Origin of the sequence: Geobacillus sp. FSL W8-1251 (assembly GCF_038005945.1) — a bacterium.
Taxonomy (GTDB): domain Bacteria; phylum Bacillota; class Bacilli; order Bacillales; family Anoxybacillaceae; genus Geobacillus; species Geobacillus stearothermophilus.
The window spans coordinates 1,127,273-1,146,601 of record NZ_JBBOUF010000001.1; the positions used below are offsets into that span (position 1 = coordinate 1,127,273).

At 52.2% G+C, this 19,329-nt stretch carries 11 protein-coding genes, 21 tRNA genes and 3 rRNA genes; 2 read left to right on the forward strand and 33 right to left on the reverse strand.

What is annotated here, in order from left to right; translation table 11 throughout:
- Window positions 1-19 precede the first annotated feature (19 nt).
- The 4 genes from NSS88_RS05905 to queG form a co-directional block, all read right to left on the reverse strand.
- Complete coding sequence (locus tag NSS88_RS05905) at window positions 20-1,915, reverse strand: PrkA family serine protein kinase (RefSeq protein WP_341083586.1); 1,896 nt, start codon at window positions 1,913-1,915, stop codon at window positions 20-22.
- Window positions 1,916-2,238: 323 nt separating this feature from the next.
- Window positions 2,239-2,712: a tRNA (uridine(34)/cytosine(34)/5-carboxymethylaminomethyluridine(34)-2'-O)-methyltransferase TrmL gene (gene trmL / locus NSS88_RS05910; RefSeq protein ID WP_011229988.1), complete on the reverse strand. Its 474-nt coding sequence runs from the start codon at window positions 2,710-2,712 to the stop codon at window positions 2,239-2,241.
- A gap of 20 nt (window positions 2,713-2,732) precedes the next feature.
- Window positions 2,733-3,596: an amidase domain-containing protein gene (locus tag NSS88_RS05915; protein WP_055357850.1), complete on the reverse strand. Its 864-nt coding sequence runs from the start codon at window positions 3,594-3,596 to the stop codon at window positions 2,733-2,735.
- A 61-nt stretch (window positions 3,597-3,657) separates the two neighbouring features.
- Window positions 3,658-4,800, reverse strand: coding sequence for a tRNA epoxyqueuosine(34) reductase QueG (gene queG, locus NSS88_RS05920; protein WP_055357849.1), 1,143 nt, complete (start codon window positions 4,798-4,800; stop codon window positions 3,658-3,660).
- A 52-nt stretch (window positions 4,801-4,852) separates the two neighbouring features.
- On the opposite strand from queG, the gene NSS88_RS05925 reads away from it, so the two are divergent.
- Complete coding sequence (locus NSS88_RS05925; RefSeq protein ID WP_055357848.1) at window positions 4,853-5,518, forward strand: B3/B4 domain-containing protein; 666 nt, start codon at window positions 4,853-4,855, stop codon at window positions 5,516-5,518.
- 298 nt (window positions 5,519-5,816) lie between these two features.
- On the opposite strand, the gene NSS88_RS05930 is transcribed toward NSS88_RS05925, so the two are convergent.
- The 25 genes from NSS88_RS05930 to NSS88_RS06050 form a co-directional block, all read right to left on the reverse strand.
- Window positions 5,817-5,888: transfer RNA gene (locus tag NSS88_RS05930), tRNA-Glu, on the reverse strand.
- A gap of 4 nt (window positions 5,889-5,892) precedes the next feature.
- Window positions 5,893-5,985 (reverse strand) — tRNA-Ser (locus tag NSS88_RS05935).
- 7 nt (window positions 5,986-5,992) lie between these two features.
- A tRNA-Asn gene (locus tag NSS88_RS05940) sits at window positions 5,993-6,067 on the reverse strand.
- Window positions 6,068-6,267: 200 nt separating this feature from the next.
- Window positions 6,268-6,341 (reverse strand) — tRNA-Ile (locus NSS88_RS05945).
- A 6-nt stretch (window positions 6,342-6,347) separates the two neighbouring features.
- A tRNA-Gly gene (locus tag NSS88_RS05950) sits at window positions 6,348-6,418 on the reverse strand.
- 176 nt (window positions 6,419-6,594) lie between these two features.
- Window positions 6,595-6,667, reverse strand: a tRNA-His gene (locus tag NSS88_RS05955).
- 7 nt (window positions 6,668-6,674) lie between these two features.
- A tRNA-Thr gene (locus NSS88_RS05960) sits at window positions 6,675-6,750 on the reverse strand.
- A 208-nt stretch (window positions 6,751-6,958) separates the two neighbouring features.
- Window positions 6,959-7,049, reverse strand: a tRNA-Ser gene (locus tag NSS88_RS05965).
- 22 nt (window positions 7,050-7,071) lie between these two features.
- Window positions 7,072-7,148 (reverse strand) — tRNA-Ile (locus tag NSS88_RS05970).
- A gap of 5 nt (window positions 7,149-7,153) precedes the next feature.
- Window positions 7,154-7,230: transfer RNA gene (locus tag NSS88_RS05975), tRNA-Met, on the reverse strand.
- 17 nt (window positions 7,231-7,247) lie between these two features.
- Window positions 7,248-7,320 (reverse strand) — tRNA-Ala (locus tag NSS88_RS05980).
- Between the two features lie 8 nt (window positions 7,321-7,328).
- Window positions 7,329-7,402: transfer RNA gene (locus NSS88_RS05985), tRNA-Pro, on the reverse strand.
- Between the two features lie 6 nt (window positions 7,403-7,408).
- A tRNA-Arg gene (locus tag NSS88_RS05990) sits at window positions 7,409-7,482 on the reverse strand.
- A gap of 3 nt (window positions 7,483-7,485) precedes the next feature.
- Window positions 7,486-7,571, reverse strand: a tRNA-Leu gene (locus NSS88_RS05995).
- A 5-nt stretch (window positions 7,572-7,576) separates the two neighbouring features.
- Window positions 7,577-7,651: transfer RNA gene (locus NSS88_RS06000), tRNA-Gly, on the reverse strand.
- A gap of 7 nt (window positions 7,652-7,658) precedes the next feature.
- Window positions 7,659-7,731 (reverse strand) — tRNA-Lys (locus tag NSS88_RS06005).
- Window positions 7,732-8,043: 312 nt separating this feature from the next.
- Window positions 8,044-8,116, reverse strand: a tRNA-Thr gene (locus NSS88_RS06010).
- Window positions 8,117-8,324: 208 nt separating this feature from the next.
- Window positions 8,325-8,400 (reverse strand) — tRNA-Phe (locus NSS88_RS06015).
- A 174-nt stretch (window positions 8,401-8,574) separates the two neighbouring features.
- Window positions 8,575-8,650: transfer RNA gene (locus NSS88_RS06020), tRNA-Asp, on the reverse strand.
- Between the two features lie 5 nt (window positions 8,651-8,655).
- A tRNA-Met gene (locus NSS88_RS06025) sits at window positions 8,656-8,732 on the reverse strand.
- A 172-nt stretch (window positions 8,733-8,904) separates the two neighbouring features.
- Window positions 8,905-8,980, reverse strand: a tRNA-Val gene (locus NSS88_RS06030).
- 8 nt (window positions 8,981-8,988) lie between these two features.
- Window positions 8,989-9,105, reverse strand: a 5S ribosomal RNA gene (gene rrf / locus NSS88_RS06035).
- Between the two features lie 282 nt (window positions 9,106-9,387).
- Window positions 9,388-12,315 (reverse strand): 23S ribosomal RNA (locus NSS88_RS06040).
- Window positions 12,316-12,784: 469 nt separating this feature from the next.
- Window positions 12,785-14,343 (reverse strand): 16S ribosomal RNA (locus tag NSS88_RS06045).
- Together the 16S, 23S and 5S rRNA genes with 21 tRNA genes alongside form the textbook arrangement of a ribosomal RNA operon.
- A gap of 571 nt (window positions 14,344-14,914) precedes the next feature.
- On the reverse strand, window positions 14,915-15,778 hold the full coding sequence (locus tag NSS88_RS06050; protein WP_055358851.1) for a nucleotidyltransferase-like protein: 864 nt from the start codon (window positions 15,776-15,778) through the stop codon (window positions 14,915-14,917).
- Window positions 15,779-16,152: 374 nt separating this feature from the next.
- Between NSS88_RS06050 and NSS88_RS06055 the strand changes: the two genes are divergently transcribed.
- The gene (locus NSS88_RS06055) at window positions 16,153-16,506 is read left to right on the forward strand and encodes a YgzB family protein (protein ID WP_055358850.1); all 354 of its coding nucleotides are present in this window, start codon (window positions 16,153-16,155) and stop codon (window positions 16,504-16,506) included.
- Window positions 16,507-16,530: 24 nt separating this feature from the next.
- Here NSS88_RS06055 and perR read toward each other — a convergent pair whose 3' ends face one another.
- The 4 genes from perR to NSS88_RS06075 form a co-directional block, all read right to left on the reverse strand.
- Window positions 16,531-16,989, reverse strand: a complete 459-nt coding sequence (gene perR / locus NSS88_RS06060; protein ID WP_033016718.1) for a peroxide-responsive transcriptional repressor PerR — start codon at window positions 16,987-16,989, stop codon at window positions 16,531-16,533.
- 226 nt (window positions 16,990-17,215) lie between these two features.
- Window positions 17,216-17,692 carry a thioredoxin-dependent thiol peroxidase gene (gene bcp / locus NSS88_RS06065; protein ID WP_033009906.1) on the reverse strand — a complete coding sequence of 159 codons (477 nt, stop codon included), beginning with the start codon at window positions 17,690-17,692 and terminating at the stop codon, window positions 17,216-17,218.
- A 65-nt stretch (window positions 17,693-17,757) separates the two neighbouring features.
- Window positions 17,758-18,162, reverse strand: coding sequence for a potassium channel family protein (locus NSS88_RS06070; protein ID WP_033016717.1), 405 nt, complete (start codon window positions 18,160-18,162; stop codon window positions 17,758-17,760).
- 164 nt (window positions 18,163-18,326) lie between these two features.
- Window positions 18,327-19,280: an L-lactate dehydrogenase gene (locus NSS88_RS06075; protein ID WP_033016716.1), complete on the reverse strand. Its 954-nt coding sequence runs from the start codon at window positions 19,278-19,280 to the stop codon at window positions 18,327-18,329.
- Window positions 19,281-19,329 lie beyond the last annotated feature (49 nt).

The following is a 19,329-nucleotide window of genomic DNA, read 5'->3' on the forward strand; positions in this document are numbered from 1 at the left end:
CCCGGCGCTCTAGGCATGCCTAGCGGTTCAACAAGCTGCCGACATAACGGAGCAATTCATTGGCTGACGTGGAGTTGTACCCGTATTCATCAATGAGGCGGGCGACGACTTCGTTAATTTTTTTCAACTGCTGCTCATCCGGTGTTTTCGTCGACGTTGTAATTTTGACAATGTCCTTTAAATCCGCAAACAATTTCTTCTGGATCGCTTCCCGCAACCGTTCATGTGAATTATAATCAAACCGCTGTCCTTTTCGTGCATATGCCGAAATGCGAATTAAAATTTCTTCGCGAAACGCTTTTTTCGCATTTTCGGAAATGCCGATTTGTTCCTCGATCGAGCGCATCAGCTTTTCATCCGGATTCATTTCCTCACCCGTAAGCGGATCGCGCAGTTTCGTCTTGTTGCAGTACGCCTCGACGTTGTCCAAATAGTTATCCATCAACGTTTTCGCTGACTCTTCATACGAATAGACGAACGCCTTTTGCACTTCTTGTTTGGCGATTTCATCATACTCCTTGCGCACGAGCGAAATGAAATTCAAATACCGCTCGCGGTCTTCCTTCGTGATCGACGGATGCTGATCCAACCCTTCTTTCAACGAACGAAGCACGTCAAGCGCATTGATCGACAGCACTCCTTTGCGAATGATGCAGGCAGAAATGCGGTTGATGACATAGCGTGGGTCGATGCCGCTCATCCCCTCGTCCGGATGCTCCTTTTTCAGCTCCTCCACATCGACCTCGCTGAATCCTTCGATCATTTCGCCATCATACAAGCGCATTTTCTTCAATAAATCCACATCCGGCCGCTTCGACTCTTTCAGCCGAGTCAAAATCGTAAACATGGCCGCAATCCGCAATGTATGCGGGGCGATATGCACGTCGGCGACATCGCTTTCGCGGATCATTTTTTCGTAAATGCGCTCTTCTTCCGAGACGCGCAAGTTGTATGGAATCGGCATGACGATGATGCGCGAATGGAGCGCCTCGTTCTTTTTGTTGGCGATGAACGACCGATATTCCGTTTCGTTCGTATGAGCGATAATCAATTCGTCGGCGCTGATTAAAGCAAACCGCCCAGCCTTGAAATTGCCTTCTTGCGTCAGCGACAGCAAATGCCAAAGAAATTTTTCATCGCACTTTAACATCTCTTGAAATTCCATAATCCCGCGGTTGGCTTTGTTCAGCTCGCCGTCAAACCGGTACGCGCGCGGGTCGGACTCGGAGCCGTATTCCGCGATCGTTGAAAAATCGATGCTTCCCGTTAAATCGGCGATGTCTTGCGATTTTGGATCAGACGGACTGAACGTCCCGATGCCGACGCGGCGGTTTTCCGAGAAGAAAATGCGCTCCACTAGCACGTCTTCAATGCGTCCGCCGTACTCTTTCTCAAGCCGCATCATATTGAGCGGCGACAGCTCGCCTTCGATGCGAATGCCGTATTCGCGGTAAAAATCGTCGCGCAAATGGTGAGGAATGAGGTGAAGCGGGTCTTCATGCATCGGGCACCCTTTAATCGCATAAACGGCTCCGCGCTCCGTTTTGGAGTACTCCTCAAGCCCGCGCTTCAGGAGCGTTACCAACGTCGATTTCCCGCCGCCGACCGGCCCCATCAGCAGCAAAATCCGTTTCCACACATCAAGCCGCTTCGCCGCCGGGTGGAAATATTCCTCAACGAGCCGCTCAAGCGCCTCCTCAAGCCCGAACAGGTGCTGGCTGAAAAACTTATATCGTTTCCGCCCATTCACCTCTTCGACCCCAGCATCTTTGATCATATTATAAACACGCGAATGAGCCGACTGGGCCACCCACGGCTTTTCTTTTAAAATCTTTAAATACTCGGCAAACGTTCCTTCCCATTTCAACTTTTCTTCCTCTTCCCGATACCGGGCGATTTTTTGCAAAATATCCATAAAGGACCTCCTCACCCTTGGATGTCTAACAGCAAGATTATTACAATTTATGCGAGGATGTCCCGTATCATTCGCCGCAAAAAATTTTGTCTCCTAACAACCAACTGCGGTCATTCACATGCTTAGCCATATTCGCTATAATAAAGAGGGAAACGCCTGCCACTTTCATTATGAAGGAGGAACAAACGATGCGCACGTTGCTTGTGCTAGGGGTTATCATTGCGTTTTTGACGGCCATTTTCACCGCTGGCTATGAAGACAAACCAGACGTCAGACAATAAGACCAAAAAAACGACCTCCAGAGCGAAGGTCGTTTTTTTTGTTTATGACAACCCATAAAACCGTTGTTGGCGCAACGCTTCGTACACTAAAATGGCAGCCGTGTTCGACAAGTTTAACGAGCGTACTTTGTCATTCATCGGGATGCGAAGGCAACGGTCCATATTGGCCTCAAGCAGCTCCTTCGGCAGTCCGGTCGTTTCACGGCCGAACACAAAGAAAATATGTTTTTCTGTATCGCTGAAATCAAACGAATCATAATACCGGCGCCCGAATTTCGTAATGAAATAAAACTCCCCTTCCGGAAAGCGGGCGAATAGTTCATCAAGCGAGTCATAATACGAAATATTGACATACGGCCAATAATCAAGCCCGGCGCGCTTTAACATTTTATCATCCGTAGAAAAACCGAGCGGGCGGATCAAATGGAGCGACGTATCGGTTGCTGCGCACGTACGAGCGATGTTTCCAGTATTGGCTGGAATTTCTGGCTGGTATAGCACTACATGAAGCGGCATTTCCTTCACCTCAGCAACGTTTATTTGCGATCGATGATGTGAAAAAACTTATAGCGAATGTTCGGCGTATAGGCGCTTGAATCTTCATACGACCAATAGCGCATTCGGCTGTTTGTCGTATGGGCGTTCACAAGCGGCATCCCGTTCTGATCTTTCGCCACCACAATCGTTGAGTGGTCGAAGCGTCCGTCCCCTTGAAAATCATAACAGATGACATCGCCTGCCATCAATTGCTCCGGCTCCGCCACTTCCACCGCCTGCAAGCCAATGCGCGACCCGCTCAAATACCAACGAAAGGAATGAGCGACAGCCCAGCTGTAACTCCAACTTCCGTTTTGACACCACCATCCCCTCGCCCGGTTCGGATAGCCCGTCATCGGTGCCCCGCCCGCATACAAGCATTGGGAAACAAAATTCGTGCAATCCACCGGAAACGACGGAAACACCGGGTTATGCCGATTCCACCACGTTTCCGCATACCGCACCGCCCGGGCGCGGTCATACTGGTAAGAAAGACGATCTCCCGTCCATTGCTCTCGTTCGACGCGCGGCTCCTCCATATCCCCCCCCAATCGGTTGATCGGTTCATCAGCAACAAGCTCACCGCCAACAAAACAGGCGCATCGCTCCTCAACCTGTTCTTCTATATATAGTGAACCCCTTTGCTTAATTAAAAATTGATGGTGGGCAATATACATCACTTTCGCTTCCCGCTCAATGGTCTGCCTGCCGACAATTTGCCCCCGGATCGTGCAACGAACGATCTCCGCACCGCGCTTTTGGCAAAGCTGTTGCTTTCTTGCCGCCTCTTCGCTTCGGATATTGCTTTCCGACACAAACGAGCGGGCTCGCTCATCCAACCACGCGCGCAACTGTTTTTTCATGCTGCTTTCCACCACTTTCGTTTTTGTTACTACCTTATGTGGGGAAGCTGCGTTTTTTTCCCTATTCCTTTGCCTCAGCCAACAGTTTTAGTCCTTTTTCAATCTCAGCGATCACATCGGCATCCGCCTCCATTTGCCGCGCGGCCTCCAAATAAGGCTTAGCGCTTGGATCCCCGATTTTCCCGAGCGCCCACGCCGCCGTCCCGCGGATGACGGGACGGCTATCCTCTTTCAACAAACGCAGCAAATGCGGCACCGCGGTTTGGTCTTTGTAATGGGCAAGCGCCAGAATGGCATTGCGCTGAATCGGCTTTTTCCCACGCCATGAACCCGCCATGGCCCCAAATGTTTCTTGAAATTCACGGTTGCTCATCTGAAGCAGCGGGATGAGTTTCGGCTTTACCGCTTCCGGATCCGGCTCGAATTCCGGATGCAAATGAAAGTCTTTTCCCTTATTTTCCGGGCAGACTTGCTGGCATGTATCGCAGCCATACAGCCGATTCCCGATTTTCTCTCGAAACTCGTCGGCCAAAAAGCCTTTCGTTTGTGTTAAAAAGGAAAGGCACCGCTGTGCGTTCAGTTGTCCCCCTTGCACAAGCGCCCCAGTCGGGCAGGCATCAATGCATTTCGTGCACGTGCCGCATCGGTTTTCAACCGGTTCATCAGGGGGAAATGGAATATTCGTAATCATTTCTCCCAAATACACATACGATCCAAACTCTGGTGTAATAATAGAGCAGTTTTTGCCACTCCAACCGATCCCTGCCCGTTCCGCCACCGCCCGATCGGCGAGCTCTCCGGTATCCACCATCGAGCGAACGCGGGCATGGGGCACTTTGGCCAGCAAAAACTCCTCGAGCTGCTGCAAACGTTCCCGCAACACATTGTGGTAGTCCTTTCCCCATGAAGCGCGGCAAAAAACGCCGCGCCGTTCCGTCTTTGTCCCCCGCGGCGCATTTTTCATTTTAGACGGATAGGCAAGAGCAATGGCAATAATCGATTTTGCTTCCGGAAGAAGCAATGAAGGATTCGTCCGTTTCTCAATATCTGGTTCCTCAAAACCGGACTGATAGCCGAGCTCCTGCTGGCGGCGCAGCCGTTCCTTTAATTCCACAAACGGATCAGCGCTCGCAAATCCGATTTTATCAATGCCGATTGACCGACTGTACTCAATGACTTCCTGCTTTAATGCCATAACATCCATCGTTTTCCCTCCTTTCGTCATATATGGTAAAATGAAATCCGAGGTGATCAAGATGAAATGCGTGATATCAGAACAACTAAAGCAACGCCTTCCTTCTGGTAAATTCGGCGTCATCCGCTATTATCATATCGAGGTCAGCGATTCACCGCAAATGTTAAGGGGGCGGCTTGAGCTGTTTCAAGAATCTCTTTACATCGAGCTGCAGGAAAAGTCGATTGCCGACATTCCTGAAATGGTCGAATGGCGCCGTACTTTCAAACAAATCGGAACGGACCCAAGCCGCTATCGACCGTCAAGTGAAAGCCTGTACCGACGCATCCAGAAAAAAAGCTTCATTCCGCCTATCCATTCAGCGGCAGACATAAACAACTTTTTTTCACTCTATTATAAAATTCCGCTCGGCATCTATGATCTAGACCGCATCAACGGGACAGTGACGCTCACGATCGGCACGGAAAAAGATGAATACATCGCGTTAAACGGCCGCACAGTCAACTTTGCCAACAAACTCGTCAGCAAAGATGAACGAGGGCCGTTTGGCAGTCCGATCGTCGATTCGGAGCGGACCGCCGTGACGAGAGAAACGAAAAACGCTTTGCAAATCGTTTACTTTCTCCCATCAACGCCAGAAGAAACCGCCAAGCGCCATCTTCAAGCCATCCAAACGATGTTTGTGCAAATTCATGGCGGCGAAGCCGACGCCCAATTGTTCGTTTGATCTTCTCCCCCCACTTTCCTGCCGTTGGAAACGGGGGACTCCCTCCCTACCTGAACTCTCTCCCTACGCTCACGCGTGGAAGTGAGGGTCTTCTCGGTTTAGGGTGGTAAATAAAAAAACGCAATGCCTCGTTCTTTAACGAAACGAAACACTGCGTTGTCCCCAACAATCATAACGTAATTTTAAAGCTAACGAGAGATATTATAACAGACTTCCACACGCATCGCAAGAAAAAACGCAAAAATCGACAAAAGAAATTGTACAAAAGGGCACCAGAATCTCTGGTGCCAGCAACCAGTGACCCGTACGGGATTCGAACCCGTGTTACCGCCGTGAAAGGGCGGTGTCTTAACCACTTGACCAACGGGCCATTATGGCGGAGAAGGCGGGATTTGAACCCGCGCGCCGCAAAACTGCGACCTAACGGTTTAGCAAACCGTCCCCTTCAGCCACTTGGGTACTTCTCCAAAGAAATGGCTCCGCAAGTAGGATTCGAACCTACGACCTACCGGTTAACAGCCGGTTGCTCTACCGCTGAGCTATTGCGGAATGATGAGTAAGAAAGCTAGCCCAATACTTGCCCTGTCCCTTCCTCTGCCAGCGCTAATTCTAGGAAGCGAGATGCGTCGAGGCAACTCGCAGCAAATTCGAAGATGTGAAGCTCGTCGCTCCGATTTTGCTGTGGAACAATGGGGCATTGTTCGCCCATTATTATAGCGAATGACCCAAAAATATTCAATGGAAAATAATGGGCCTAAGTGGACTTGAACCACCGACCTCACGCTTATCAGGCGTGCGCTCTGACCAGCTGAGCTATAGGCCCATCAAAAGCGGGTGATGGGAATCGAACCCACGACATCAGCTTGGAAGGCTGAGGTTTTACCACTAAACTACACCCGCATAATATTTGGCTTAACATCCGCCACGCTATTTCCATGCCCCTTCCTCTACCAGCTGATTCATAGAAGCCAGATGCGTCGGGGCAACTCGAAGCTAATTCGATGATGCAGATGCTCGTGGCTGAGGTTTTACCACTAAACTACACCCGCAAATATAGAATATAATATAATGAAAAGGGCGACTAGTGGGAATCGAACCCACGCATGCCAGAGCCACAATCTGGTGCGTTAACCACTTCGCCATAGTCGCCTCGTTCTGGTGCCGGCTGCAGGACTTGAACCCGCAACCTACTGATTACAAGTCAGTTGCTCTACCAATTGAGCTAAGCCGGCACATTTAACATGAGTTACTGGCTCATATGATCTGCTCGGTTGTGCCTCTTCCTCTACAAGCTGATTCGAGGAAGTCAAATGCTCGGTGTCCCTTCCTCTGCAAGCTTATTCAAAGAAGTGGGATGCGTCGGGACAACTCGAAGCAGATTCAACGATGCGAATGCTCGTCTCTACCAATTGAGCTAAGCCGGCACGATTTTAAAGTGCATGGCGGAGGAGGAGGGATTCGAACCCCCGCGCGCCTTGCGGCGCCTCTCGGTTTTCAAGACCGACCCCTTCAACCACTTGGGTACTCCTCCAAAAAAGCAACAATAATAATAATGGTGGACCTTGTAGGACTCGAACCTACGACCGGACGGTTATGAGCCGTCTGCTCTAACCAGCTGAGCTAAAGGTCCGATAATGGTGGCGGTGGAGGGGATCGAACCCCCGACCTCACGGGTATGAACCGTACGCTCTAGCCAGCTGAGCTACACCGCCAAATTTAAGTCAAAAGGTGGAGCCTATCGGGATCGAACCGATGACCTCCTGCTTGCAAAGCAGGCGCTCTCCCAGCTGAGCTAAGGCCCCATGATAAATCGGGAAGACAGGATTTGAACCTGCGACCTCACGGACCCGAACCGTGTGCTCTACCAAGCTGAGCTACTTCCCGACAAAACGCGCTCGAGAGGATTCGAACCCCTAACCTTCTGATCCGTAGTCAGATGCTCTATCCAATTGAGCTACGAGCGCACGTGCCGAGGGCCGGACTCGAACCGGCACGGTAGTCACCTACCCCAGGATTTTAAGTCCTGTGCGTCTGCCAATTCCGCCACCCCGGCGGAAGTGGAGCGGAAGACGGGGCTCGAACCCGCGACCCCCACCTTGGCAAGGTGGTGTTCTACCGCTGAACTACTTCCGCAAGACGATGAGCCATGGAGGACTCGAACCTCCGACCCTCTGATTAAAAGTCAGATGCTCTACCTACTGAGCTAATGGCTCATGGTTGGGTATACACTCACAGTGAACGATGTCCCTTCCTCTACTAGCATATTCGAAGATGCAAGATGCGTCGGGACAACTCGAAGCCAACTCGATGATGCATCGCTCGTTGCTCTACCTACTGAGCTAATGGCTCATGGTTAAGATAACACTCTAAGCTTCATTTCACTCTACCTGCCCCTTTCTCTACAAGCTTATTCGAAGAAGTCAAGTGCGTCGGGGCAACTCGAAGGCAACTCGAAGCCAACTCGAAGATGTATCGCTCGTTTCTGAGCTCATGTTTCGCTAGTTGAATTTTTTCAAAATGGAAGATGCCGGCTGCAGGACTTGAACCCGCAACCTACTGATTACAAGTCAGTTGCTCTACCAATTGAGCTAAGCCGGCACATTTAACATGAGTTACTGGCTCATATGATCTGCTCGGTTGTGCCTCTTCCTCTACAAGCTGATTCAAGGAAGTCAAATGCTAGGTGTCCCTTCCTCTGCAAGCTTATTCAAAGAAGTAGGATGCGTCGGGACAACTCGCAGCAGATTCAACGATGCGAATGCTCGTCTCTACCAATTGAGCTAAGCCGGTATAATTTATAGTTTGATGGTGGCTCGGGACGGAATCGAACCGCCGACACAAGGATTTTCAGTCCTTTGCTCTACCGACTGAGCTACCGAGCCATATATTATTTTTTAACTCGCTCGTTGAATTGCTCTGTGCCTCTTCCTCTACCAGCTGATTCAAAGACGCTCGATGCGTTGAGGCAACTCGAAGCGAATTCGATGAAGCAGATGCTCGTCTCTACCGAATGAGCTGCTGAGCCGTATTTTTCATCTTTCACAATTTTGAAAGAATGGCGGTCCCGACGGGACTCGAACCCGCGATCTCCTGCGTGACAGGCAGGCATGTTAACCACTACACTACGGGACCAATTTTGGTTGCGGGGGCAGGATTTGAACCTGCGACCTTCGGGTTATGAGCCCGACGAGCTACCGGACTGCTCCACCCCGCGGCGATAGGAAATGATTCAGTTTCGATCATGTTCTGAGTAAATTTTTCGTTGCCCCTTCCTCTACTAACTGATTCGAGGAAGCCAGATGCGTCGGGGCAACTCGAAGCGGTTTCGAGGAAGCAAAGGCTTGTTGCTCCACCCTACGGCGATAAGAATACACAATTGGTGTAAGTGGTGGAGGATGACGGGATCGAACCGCCGACCCCTTGCTTGTAAGGCAAGTGCTCTCCCAGCTGAGCTAATCCTCCACGAAATTGCCTAGCAGCGACCTACTCTTGCAGGGGCGCTGGCCCCAACTACCATCGGCGCTGGAGGGCTTAACTTCCGTGTTCGGGATGGGAACGGGTGTTTCCCCTCCGCTATCACCACTAGGCAAGCGATTCAGTTTCGACATCATTTATTATACTTAAAAAATAAATGTTGTCAAGAAGGAAAGTCATTCCTTCAAAACTAGATAACCGTTTCGGGAAGAAGCCGGGACGCTTTCACTTTTCATTGTCTAGCTCCGGCTCGCCGCCGCTCGCCTGCGCTTTTCACTGTCTAGTTCCGGCCGCCATCGGCTCGCGACGCTTCGGTCCTGCTGCGGCGGGCTAAGCCCGCTCGCAGGCCCTCCAGCGCGCCTCGCCGATAAGCAGGCGGCCTCCACTTTTCTTGTTAGGTTAAGCCCTCGATCGATTAGTATCCGTCAGCTCCACGTGTCGCCACGCTTCCACCTCGGACCTATCGACCTCGTCATCTTCGAGGGATCTTACCCGCCTGACGCGGTGGGAAATCTCATCTTGAGGGGGGCTTCACGCTTAGATGCTTTCAGCGCTTATCCCGTCCGCACATAGCTACCCAGCGGTGCCCCTGGCGGGACAACTGGTACACCAGCGGTGCGTCCATCCCGGTCCTCTCGTACTAAGGACAGCTCCTCTCAAATTTCCTGCGCCCGCGACGGATAGGGACCGAACTGTCTCACGACGTTCTGAACCCAGCTCGCGTACCGCTTTAATGGGCGAACAGCCCAACCCTTGGGACCGACTACAGCCCCAGGATGCGATGAGCCGACATCGAGGTGCCAAACCTCCCCGTCGATGTGGACTCTTGGGGGAGATCAGCCTGTTATCCCCGGGGTAGCTTTTATCCGTTGAGCGATGGCCCTTCCATGCGGAACCACCGGATCACTAAGCCCGACTTTCGTCCCTGCTCGACCTGTCCGTCTCGCAGTCAAGCTCCCTTGTGCCTTTGCACTCTCCGAATGATTTCCAACCATTCTGAGGGAACCTTTGGGCGCCTCCGTTACCTTTTGGGAGGCGACCGCCCCAGTCAAACTGCCCGCCTGACACTGTCTCCCACCCCGATCAGGGGTGCGGGTTAGAATTTCAATACCGCCAGGGTGGTATCCCACCGCCGCCTCCACCGAAGCTGGCGCTCCGGCTTCCCAGGCTCCCACCTATCCTGTACAAGCGATACCAAAATTCCATATCAGGCTGCAGTAAAGCTCCACGGGGTCTTTCCGTCCTGTCGCGGGTAACCTGCATCTTCACAGGTAGTATAATTTCACCGGGTCTCTCGTTGAGACAGCGCCCAAGTCGTTACACCTTTCGTGCGGGTCGGAACTTACCCGACAAGGAATTTCGCTACCTTAGGACCGTTATAGTTACGGCCGCCGTTTACTGGGGCTTCGGTTCGCACCTTCGCTTCCGCTAAGCGCTCCCCTTAACCTTCCAGCACCGGGCAGGTGTCAGCCCCTATACGTCGCCTTTCGGCTTCGCAGAGACCTGTGTTTTTGATAAACAGTCGCTTGGGCCTTTTCACTGCGGCTCGTTCGGGCTCTTCACCCAAACGAGCACCCCTTCTCCCGAAGTTACGGGGTCATTTTGCCGAGTTCCTTAACGAGAGTTCTCCCGCGCGCCTTAGGATTCTCTCCTCGCCTACCTGTGTCGGTTTGCGGTACGGGCACCTCTTCCCTCGCTAGAGGCTTTTCTTGGCAGTGTGAAATCGGGGACTTCCGGATGACTCCGTCGCCATCACCGCTTGGCCTTACAATCCGCGGATTTGCCTACGGATCAGCCTTGCGGCTTGGACAGGCTCTTCCAGCCGCCTGCTCGCCCTATCCTCCTGCGTCCCCCCATCGCTCAAACGGGAAGGAGGTGGTACAGGAATCTCAACCTGTTGTCCATCACCTACGCCTTTCGGCCTCGGCTTAGGTCCCGACTAACCCTGAGCGGACGAACCTTCCTCAGGAACCCTTAGGCTTTCGGCGCAGAGGATTCTCACCTCTGTTTTCGCTACTCATACCGGCATTCTCACTTCTAAGCGCTCCACCAGTCCTTCCGGTCTGGCTTCAACGCCCTTAGAACGCTCCCCTACCGATGACCAACGGTCATCCCGCAGCTTCGGCGGCACGTTTAGCCCCGGTACATTTTCGGCGCAGAGTCACTCGACCAGTGAGCTATTACGCACTCTTTAAATGGTGGCTGCTTCTAAGCCAACATCCTGGTTGTCTTTGCAACTCCACATCCTTTTCCACTGAACGTGCACTTTGGGGCCTTAGCTGGCGATCTGGGCTGTTTCCCTCTCGACCACGGATCTTATCACTCGCAGTCTGACTCCCGGGCATAAGTCGTTGGCATTCGGAGTTTGACTGGGTTCGGTAACCCGATGAGGGCCCCTAGCCCAATCAGTGCTCTACCTCCAACACTCTCCATCCCGAGGCTAGCCCTAAAGCTATTTCGGGGAGAACCAGCTATCTCCAAGTTCGATTGGCATTTCACCCCTACCCACACCTCATCCCCGCACTTTTCAACGTGCGTGGGTTCGGGCCTCCAGCCGGTGTTACCCGGCCTTCACCCTGGACATGGGTAGATCACCTGGTTTCGGGTCGACGACGACGTACTTTTCGCCCTGTTCAGACTCGCTTTCGCTGCGGCTCCGCCTCTTCGGCTTAACCTCGCACGCCATCGTCACTCGCCGGTTCATTCTACAAAAGGCACGCCATCACGCATGAACGCGCTCTGACTACTTGTAGGCACACGGTTTCAGGTTCTCTTTCACTCCCCTTCCGGGGTGCTTTTCACCTTTCCCTCACGGTACTGGTGCACTATCGGTCACTAGGGAGTATTTAGCCTTGGGAGATGGTCCTCCCTGCTTCCGACGGGATTTCCCGTGTCCCGCCGTACTCAGGATCCGCTCGGGAGGGAACGAAGTTTCGACTACAGGGCTGTCACCTTCTCTGGCCGGCCGTTCCAGACCGGTTCGTCTACCCCGTTCCTTTCTCACTCCCACAATGAGCGGTCCTACAACCCCAAGAGGCACGCCTCTTGGTTTGGGCTGTTCCCGTTTCGCTCGCCGCTACTCAGGGAATCGCGTTTGCTTTCTTCTCCTCCGGGTACTAAGATGTTTCAGTTCCCCGGGTGTGCCCTCCATGCCCTATGGATTCAGGCATGGATACTGCCCCATTACGGACAGTGGGTTCCCCCATTCGGACATCTCCGGATCAACGCTTGCTTACAGCTCCCCGGAGCGTTTCGGCGTTTGCCCCGTCCTTCATCGGCTCCTAGTGCCAAGGCATCCACCGTGCGCCCTTTCTAGCTTAACCTACAGCGCTCTCGGCTTCTTCCTTATTGTCTAGCGTCGGCTCGCCGCCGCTCGGGGTCAAATAACCTTCGCCTTCCGGGTGCAAGCACCCTTGCAGGCGAAGAACATTTGCCCATCGCGGCGACCCGCGAGCCTCCGCTTTTCCGGTTATCTAGTTTTCAAGGAACGAGACTACTTCTTGAATTTGCTTCTCTGCAGTCTTGCGTCGAGGAATCCAGCTTCTCTGAATTCACTTGTAGACGCAGACGCAAAGCAACTGAAGGAATTTCTCATTCCCTCAAAACTGAACGAAACGAAAGCGCTGTGTATCGACAGTTGGCCATTGCGGCCTCCACTTTTCGTCTTGTCTAGCTCCAGCGCCTGGCTCTCTTCTGCCAAATAACCTTCCCCCTCGGGGTGCCAGCACCCCTCCGGGTGAAGAACATTTGGCTTCGAGAGCCGAACGCGGCGCTTCCGCTTTTCGTCCTTAGAAAGGAGGTGATCCAGCCGCACCTTCCGGTACGGCTACCTTGTTACGACTTCACCCCAATCACTTGCCCCACCTTCGGCGGCTGGCTCCCTTGCGGGTTACCTCACCGACTTCGGGTGTTGCAAGCTCTCGTGGTGTGACGGGCGGTGTGTACAAGGCCCGGGAACGTATTCACCGCGGCATGCTGATCCGCGATTACTAGCGATTCCGGCTTCATGCAGGCGAGTTGCAGCCTGCAATCCGAACTGAGAGCGGCTTTTTGGGATTCGCTCCCCCTCGCGGGTTCGCAGCCCTTTGTACCGCCCATTGTAGCACGTGTGTAGCCCAGGTCATAAGGGGCATGATGATTTGACGTCATCCCCACCTTCCTCCGACTTGTCGCCGGCAGTCCCTCTAGAGTGCCCAACCGAATGCTGGCAACTAGAGGCGAGGGTTGCGCTCGTTGCGGGACTTAACCCAACATCTCACGACACGAGCTGACGACAACCATGCACCACCTGTCACCCTGTCCCCCCGAAGGGGGAACGCCCAATCTCTTGGGTTGTCAGGGGATGTCAAGACCTGGTAAGGTTCTTCGCGTTGCTTCGAATTAAACCACATGCTCCACCGCTTGTGCGGGCCCCCGTCAATTCCTTTGAGTTTCAGCCTTGCGGCCGTACTCCCCAGGCGGAGTGCTTATCGCGTTAGCTGCAGCACTAAAGGGTGTGACCCCTCTAACACTTAGCACTCATCGTTTACGGCGTGGACTACCAGGGTATCTAATCCTGTTTGCTCCCCACGCTTTCGCGCCTCAGCGTCAGGTGCAGGCCAGAGAGCCGCCTTCGCCACTGGTGTTCCTCCACATCTCTACGCATTTCACCGCTACACGTGGAATTCCGCTCTCCTCTCCTGCCCTCAAGTCCCCCAGTTTCCAATGACCCTCCACGGTTGAGCCGTGGGCTTTCACATCAGACTTAAGAGACCGCCTGCGCGCGCTTTACGCCCAATAATTCCGGACAACGCTCGCCCCCTACGTATTACCGCGGCTGCTGGCACGTAGTTAGCCGGGGCTTTCTCGTGAGGTACCGTCACCGCGCCGCCCTCTTCGAACGGCGCTCCTTCGTCCCTCACAACAGAGCTTTACGACCCGAAGGCCTTCTTCGCTCACGCGGCGTCGCTCCGTCAGGCTTTCGCCCATTGCGGAAGATTCCCTACTGCTGCCTCCCGTAGGAGTCTGGGCCGTGTCTCAGTCCCAGTGTGGCCGGTCACCCTCTCAGGCCGGCTACGCATCGTCGCCTTGGTGAGCCGTTACCTCACCAACTAGCTAATGCGCCGCGGGCCCATCCGCAAGTGACAGCCCAAAGGCCGCCTTTCAACCGAAGACCATGCGGTCTTCGGTGTTATCCGGTATTAGCTCCGGTTTCCCGGAGTTATCCCGGTCTTGCGGGCAGGTTGCCCACGTGTTACTCACCCGTCCGCCGCTGACCGAATCAAGGCAAGCCCCAATCCGGTCCGCTCGACTTGCATGTATTAGGCACGCCGCCAGCGTTCGTCCTGAGCCAGGATCAAACTCTCCAAAGAAAGTTGATTGGCTTTTGCTTCGGCCCATGCGGACCTCCGCTTTTCGTATTGTCCAGCTTCGGTCCGCCGCCGCTCGGGGTCAAATAACCTTCGCCTTCCGGGTGCAAGCACCCTTGCAGGCGAAGAACATTTGCCCGTCGCGGTGACCCGCGGACCTCCGCTTTTCGTCGCGCTTCGTTTCGTTCAGTTTTCAAGGAACGAGACCTCTTCTTGAACTTACTTCGTTGCAATCTTGCGCCGAGGAATCCAACTCCTCTGGACTCCCTCAAACGCAAATGTGTTTTCCGCTTCCTAAAGCGACCCTTACATCATAGCATTTTTATTGTTTATTGTCAACAGCCTTTTATTCATACCGCTCCGCAACATTTTCCCGGAGCGACAGCGATTTAAAATATATCATCGTTCGACAAGGAAGTCAAGAGCTTTTTTCGGCCGGGTTGCCTCCTTCCTTCAATGATCTTGGCAACTGACATTTGTATAAACACAATGAAATTCCTAATAGCATCCATCCTCTCACCGGCTCCCTTCCATTTTTGGGGATCAGCAGAAGGGGACCGTCAAAATTCTTTTTTTACAACGTGTAATACCGTTCGAGCATTGTATTTCCTTTTGTCGGCATTTCCACGACGGTTAGCACTTTCCTTTCGACAAGATACTCAAGCATGATAACAAGATCAACCGAGTAAGGCGCAAACTGCGGATGACCGGTCATTTCCTCAATGCTCCAAGCACCATTTTTTTCTTTCAGCGCTTCGCATAAATGAGAGGAACCTGATTCTACGTAAGAATGAATCAAAAATTCACTGGCCAGCAACAAAAGTTCCAGCCGTTTCGGAAGCGGTTCTTCACTTCCAACGAGTTCTTCATACAGTTTATAAATCCTTCCATCCATTCGCTTGACTTGATTCCATACGGTCACTTCCGGGTAAAGTCCGTGCTCGATTACGGTCAATCGCGCCAAATGATGGAGGGCTTGCACCATATGGTTGTATGAGTCGAGCCAATGCTTGGCGGCAAACAGCGCCTTGCCATCTGTATAATGGCGGATCAGTTTGGCAAACTCGAGTCCCATTTTCAATCGCCGTTCTTTAGGCGGGAATTGCTCAAGGCGCTGGCGCAACTGCTGAACATAGCCGTTTCGGTCAAACACGACTGTTCCGTTGAACACCCAGTCGACCGCCTTTCGATGTGACCCGAGAACAAGCCATTCATTTAACTGCCGTTCACTGACTGCATAAAGCACCGCCTTTTTCTCGTTTAGTGAATACTGTCTGAGAAGCATAGGCTCGCTTTGCGGGTCGACAATGACGAGCAGCACGACATCAAACGTATCCGTTGTTGCTGCATGGAAAGCCGTTTTTTCAATCATTAAAATTCCGTGCGTGTTGCAGCGGTTTGCCCATTCGTGACAGATGGGATGCAGCAATTCTTTCATACCTCGCGTCCGTTGCAGAAAACCGGCCGCGATATCCGGGCGGACAAATCCCTCAGATATCCCCACATATCGATTGACAGACAACCATACGTTCCTATTTTGAGACGGCTGTTTTTTCTGCAACGTTTTTTCCTCCCTTCCACCGTCATCAATCATCACATTGCGTTTGTGCAGATGTTCAAACAATGCTGTCAACGCCTGTTTCATTTCAGAAAGACCAGAATGCTTGCATCCATGAAGCTGTCGTTTGTTGCGTCATTCGTTATTCGACAAAAAACGAGGAATTCCTTTCTTTAAAACGTCGATTTTGTTGATTTCTTCTTCGCGATGGGACCCCGTTTTATGGTATAGTGGTCTATGTAGGAGGGACTGTGATGAGCATCAAATATTCGAGCAAAATCAACAAAATTCGCACTTTCGCCTTAAGCTTGATTTTTATCGGTGTCATTGTCATGTATCTGGGGCTGTTTTTTCGTACGTCCCCGGTCATCATGACGTTGTTTATGTTGTTTGGGATGTTGTTTCTTGTCGCCAGTGGCATTGTATATTTTTGGATCGGAACACTCTCGACGAGAGCCGTCCAAGTCGTTTGCCCGTCGTGCGGCAAAGTGACAAAAATGCTCGGACGCGTCGATTTATGCATGTTTTGCCGTGAACCGTTGACGTTAGACCGCGAACTGGAAGGAAAAGAGTTTGACGAAAAGTACAACAAAAAAAGAAAAAACTGATAGCCGCCTTGTGCTATCAGCCTTTTAATCCGAATGCGCCGGCGCCCCGCTTTTTTGACAGTCAGGGCAGACTCCGTACACTTCCATGCGATGATGGTCGACCTTAAAGCCGGTGACGTGAGCGGCAAGCTGCTCGACTTCATCAAGCGCTGGATAGTGGAAATCGACAATTTTGCCGCACTCTTCACAGATGACGTGATAATGATTGGAAGTGACGAAGTCAAACCGGCTTGATGAATCGCCATATGTCAGCTCTTTGACAAGCCCGATTTCTTTGAAGACGCGCAAATTATTGTAGACGGTCGCTACGCTCATATTCGGAAATTTCCCTTCCAGCGCTTTGTATATTTCATCCGCTGTCGGATGGGACATCGAGGTGATCAAATACTCTAATATCGCATGACGCTGCGGCGTGATGCGTATGCCCGTCTTTTTCAACATGTCAAGCGCTTCCTTCAGCTGCTCGTTGGTAGACACCGTCATGCACCTCACTCTCCGTATAAGATAAAAAAAATTATCATTTTATAATATTTGTAATTAGTCTACAAGGAGTATATGCCTTTTGTCAATATAGATACCATTAATATATGGGCTCATCCATCTTTTTAACAAAAAAAAGGGGGTGGGAATCACTTCCACCCGCCGCATTTCCTTCATTTGAGGAGGTTACTATGCATTGTACGCAAAAACGTTGTGATTGATTGGACACTCACCTAGACGATGCCAATCGGGCGACTTCCGCGAGCGCCTCATCGACGTGCCCCTTCACTTTCACCCCGCGCCATTCTTGAACCAACGTCCCATCGGGGGCGATAATGAACGTGGAGCGTTCGATCCCCATATACTCTTTGCCGAAGTTTTTCTTTTTCTTCCACACTCCGTACATTTCTGCCACTTCATGTCGCTCGTCGGAAAGAAGCAAAAACGGCAGTTTGTACTTTTCGATAAACGTTTCATGCCGTGCAACCGGATCCGGGCTCACCCCTAAAATGACAGCGTTCAGTCCGGCGAATTGCTCGTGACGGTCGCGAAAATCGCACGCTTCTGTCGTGCATCCAGGCGTCATATCCTTTGGATAAAAATAAAGGACGACATACTGGCCGCGGAAGTCTGAGAGCGAAACCATTTTCCCGTTGCTTGCCGGCAAGGTGAAATCTGGAGCTGGCTGGCCAATGGCGATCGTCATAGCGTTCCCTCCGTCTCCTTAATGTCTTCTTTTAGCGTAACGAAGACAGAGGAAAATTGCAACTGTCAACGGCGATCCGAGTCAAATACCGTGCGCGTGACGATAACAGCAGGCATAATGTAGCCAAGCAGCGCCTCGGCGATGGCGATCCACCGCCCGATGCCGACCGGGGTGACGTCTCCGTATCCGACCGACAGGAGGGTCATGCCGCTTAAATATAGACTGTCTTCCAGCATAGACAGGCGGTTTCCTGCTGCACTGCTTGGTGACGGAGTAAATACATGATGGCCGTTGGCTTGCAAAATCATATAAATCATCGCAAACCCTAGCAGCATCGTCCCATACCATTGAACGAGCACCCATAAACTGTCAAGGGAGAGGCGGTGCGTTGCTTGTACGCTCGCTGTCCAAAGCGAAGTGATGCTGCCGAGCAACACGGCGGTCACCACTCCGAGGAATGCGTAATCCATTCGCTTCCCTCCACAAATTGTCCGTAGTTCATATATACACCGTGAAACGGACAATTATGCGGGAATAAGCCGCCTTCCCAATCGGAACAGCGTGTCGCCCTCAGAGCCATACATCCCCCTGTTTGGACGAGAAAGACTGTCGGCACAACTTTTCGTTTGTTGCCTCATCGCGTAAAAGCACGGGCTAGCACGCTTTTTAATGTAGCTGCGCTATGATGGAATCGATTTTTTTCGTCATCATTCAATTCAATTTCGATCACCTCGCGGATGCCATTGCGGTTAATGACAGCCGGCACGCCGATGTAGACGTCGCGCTCCCCATATAGGCCATCGAGGTAGGCTGATACGGTCAAAATAGCGTTTTCGTTATGCAAAATGGCGCGCGTCACGCGGGCAAGCCCCATCGCAATCCCGTAGTACGTCGCTCCTTTTTTCTCAATAATTTGGTAGGCGGCATCGCGCACATTGACAAAAATGCGCTCGAGATCTTTTTGCGCTTCTTCCCCTTTGGACTCGACCAGCTTGCGGATCGGCATGACGCCGATATAAGCCTGGCTCCAGACCGGGAGTTCAGTGTCGCCGTGTTCCCCAATAATATAGGCATGAACATTTTGCGGAGCGACAGAGAAATACTCGCCCAACAAAAAGCGGAACCGCGCCGTATCTAAAATCGTCCCCGAACCGATCACCCGCTCATGCGGCAGGCCGCTGAATTTCCACGTCGCGTACGTTAAAATGTCGACCGGATTGGTGGCGACGAGAAACAGTCCTTGAAATCCGGATGCCATGACCGACTCAACGATCGAGCGGAAAATGGCAATGTTTTTGTCCACAAGATCAAGCCGCGTCTCGCCCGGTTTTTGGTTGGCGCCGGCGCAAATGACAACCAAATCGGCATCGCGGCAATCATCGTAATCGCCGTGCCAAATGTCAACCGGCTTCGGCGCAAATACTTTCCCATGGTTGAAGTCCATCGCATCGCCTATGGCCTTGCTTTCATTCGCATCGATGAGCACGATCTCATCGGCAATCCCTTGATTCATTAAGGCAAACACATAACTGGCGCCGACAAACCCGGCGCCGATGACCACTACTCGGGCTCCACCGTTGTTTTTCATTGCATTCATCCTCCCTCAATATAATGCGAACACAGGCGTGTTGATTATC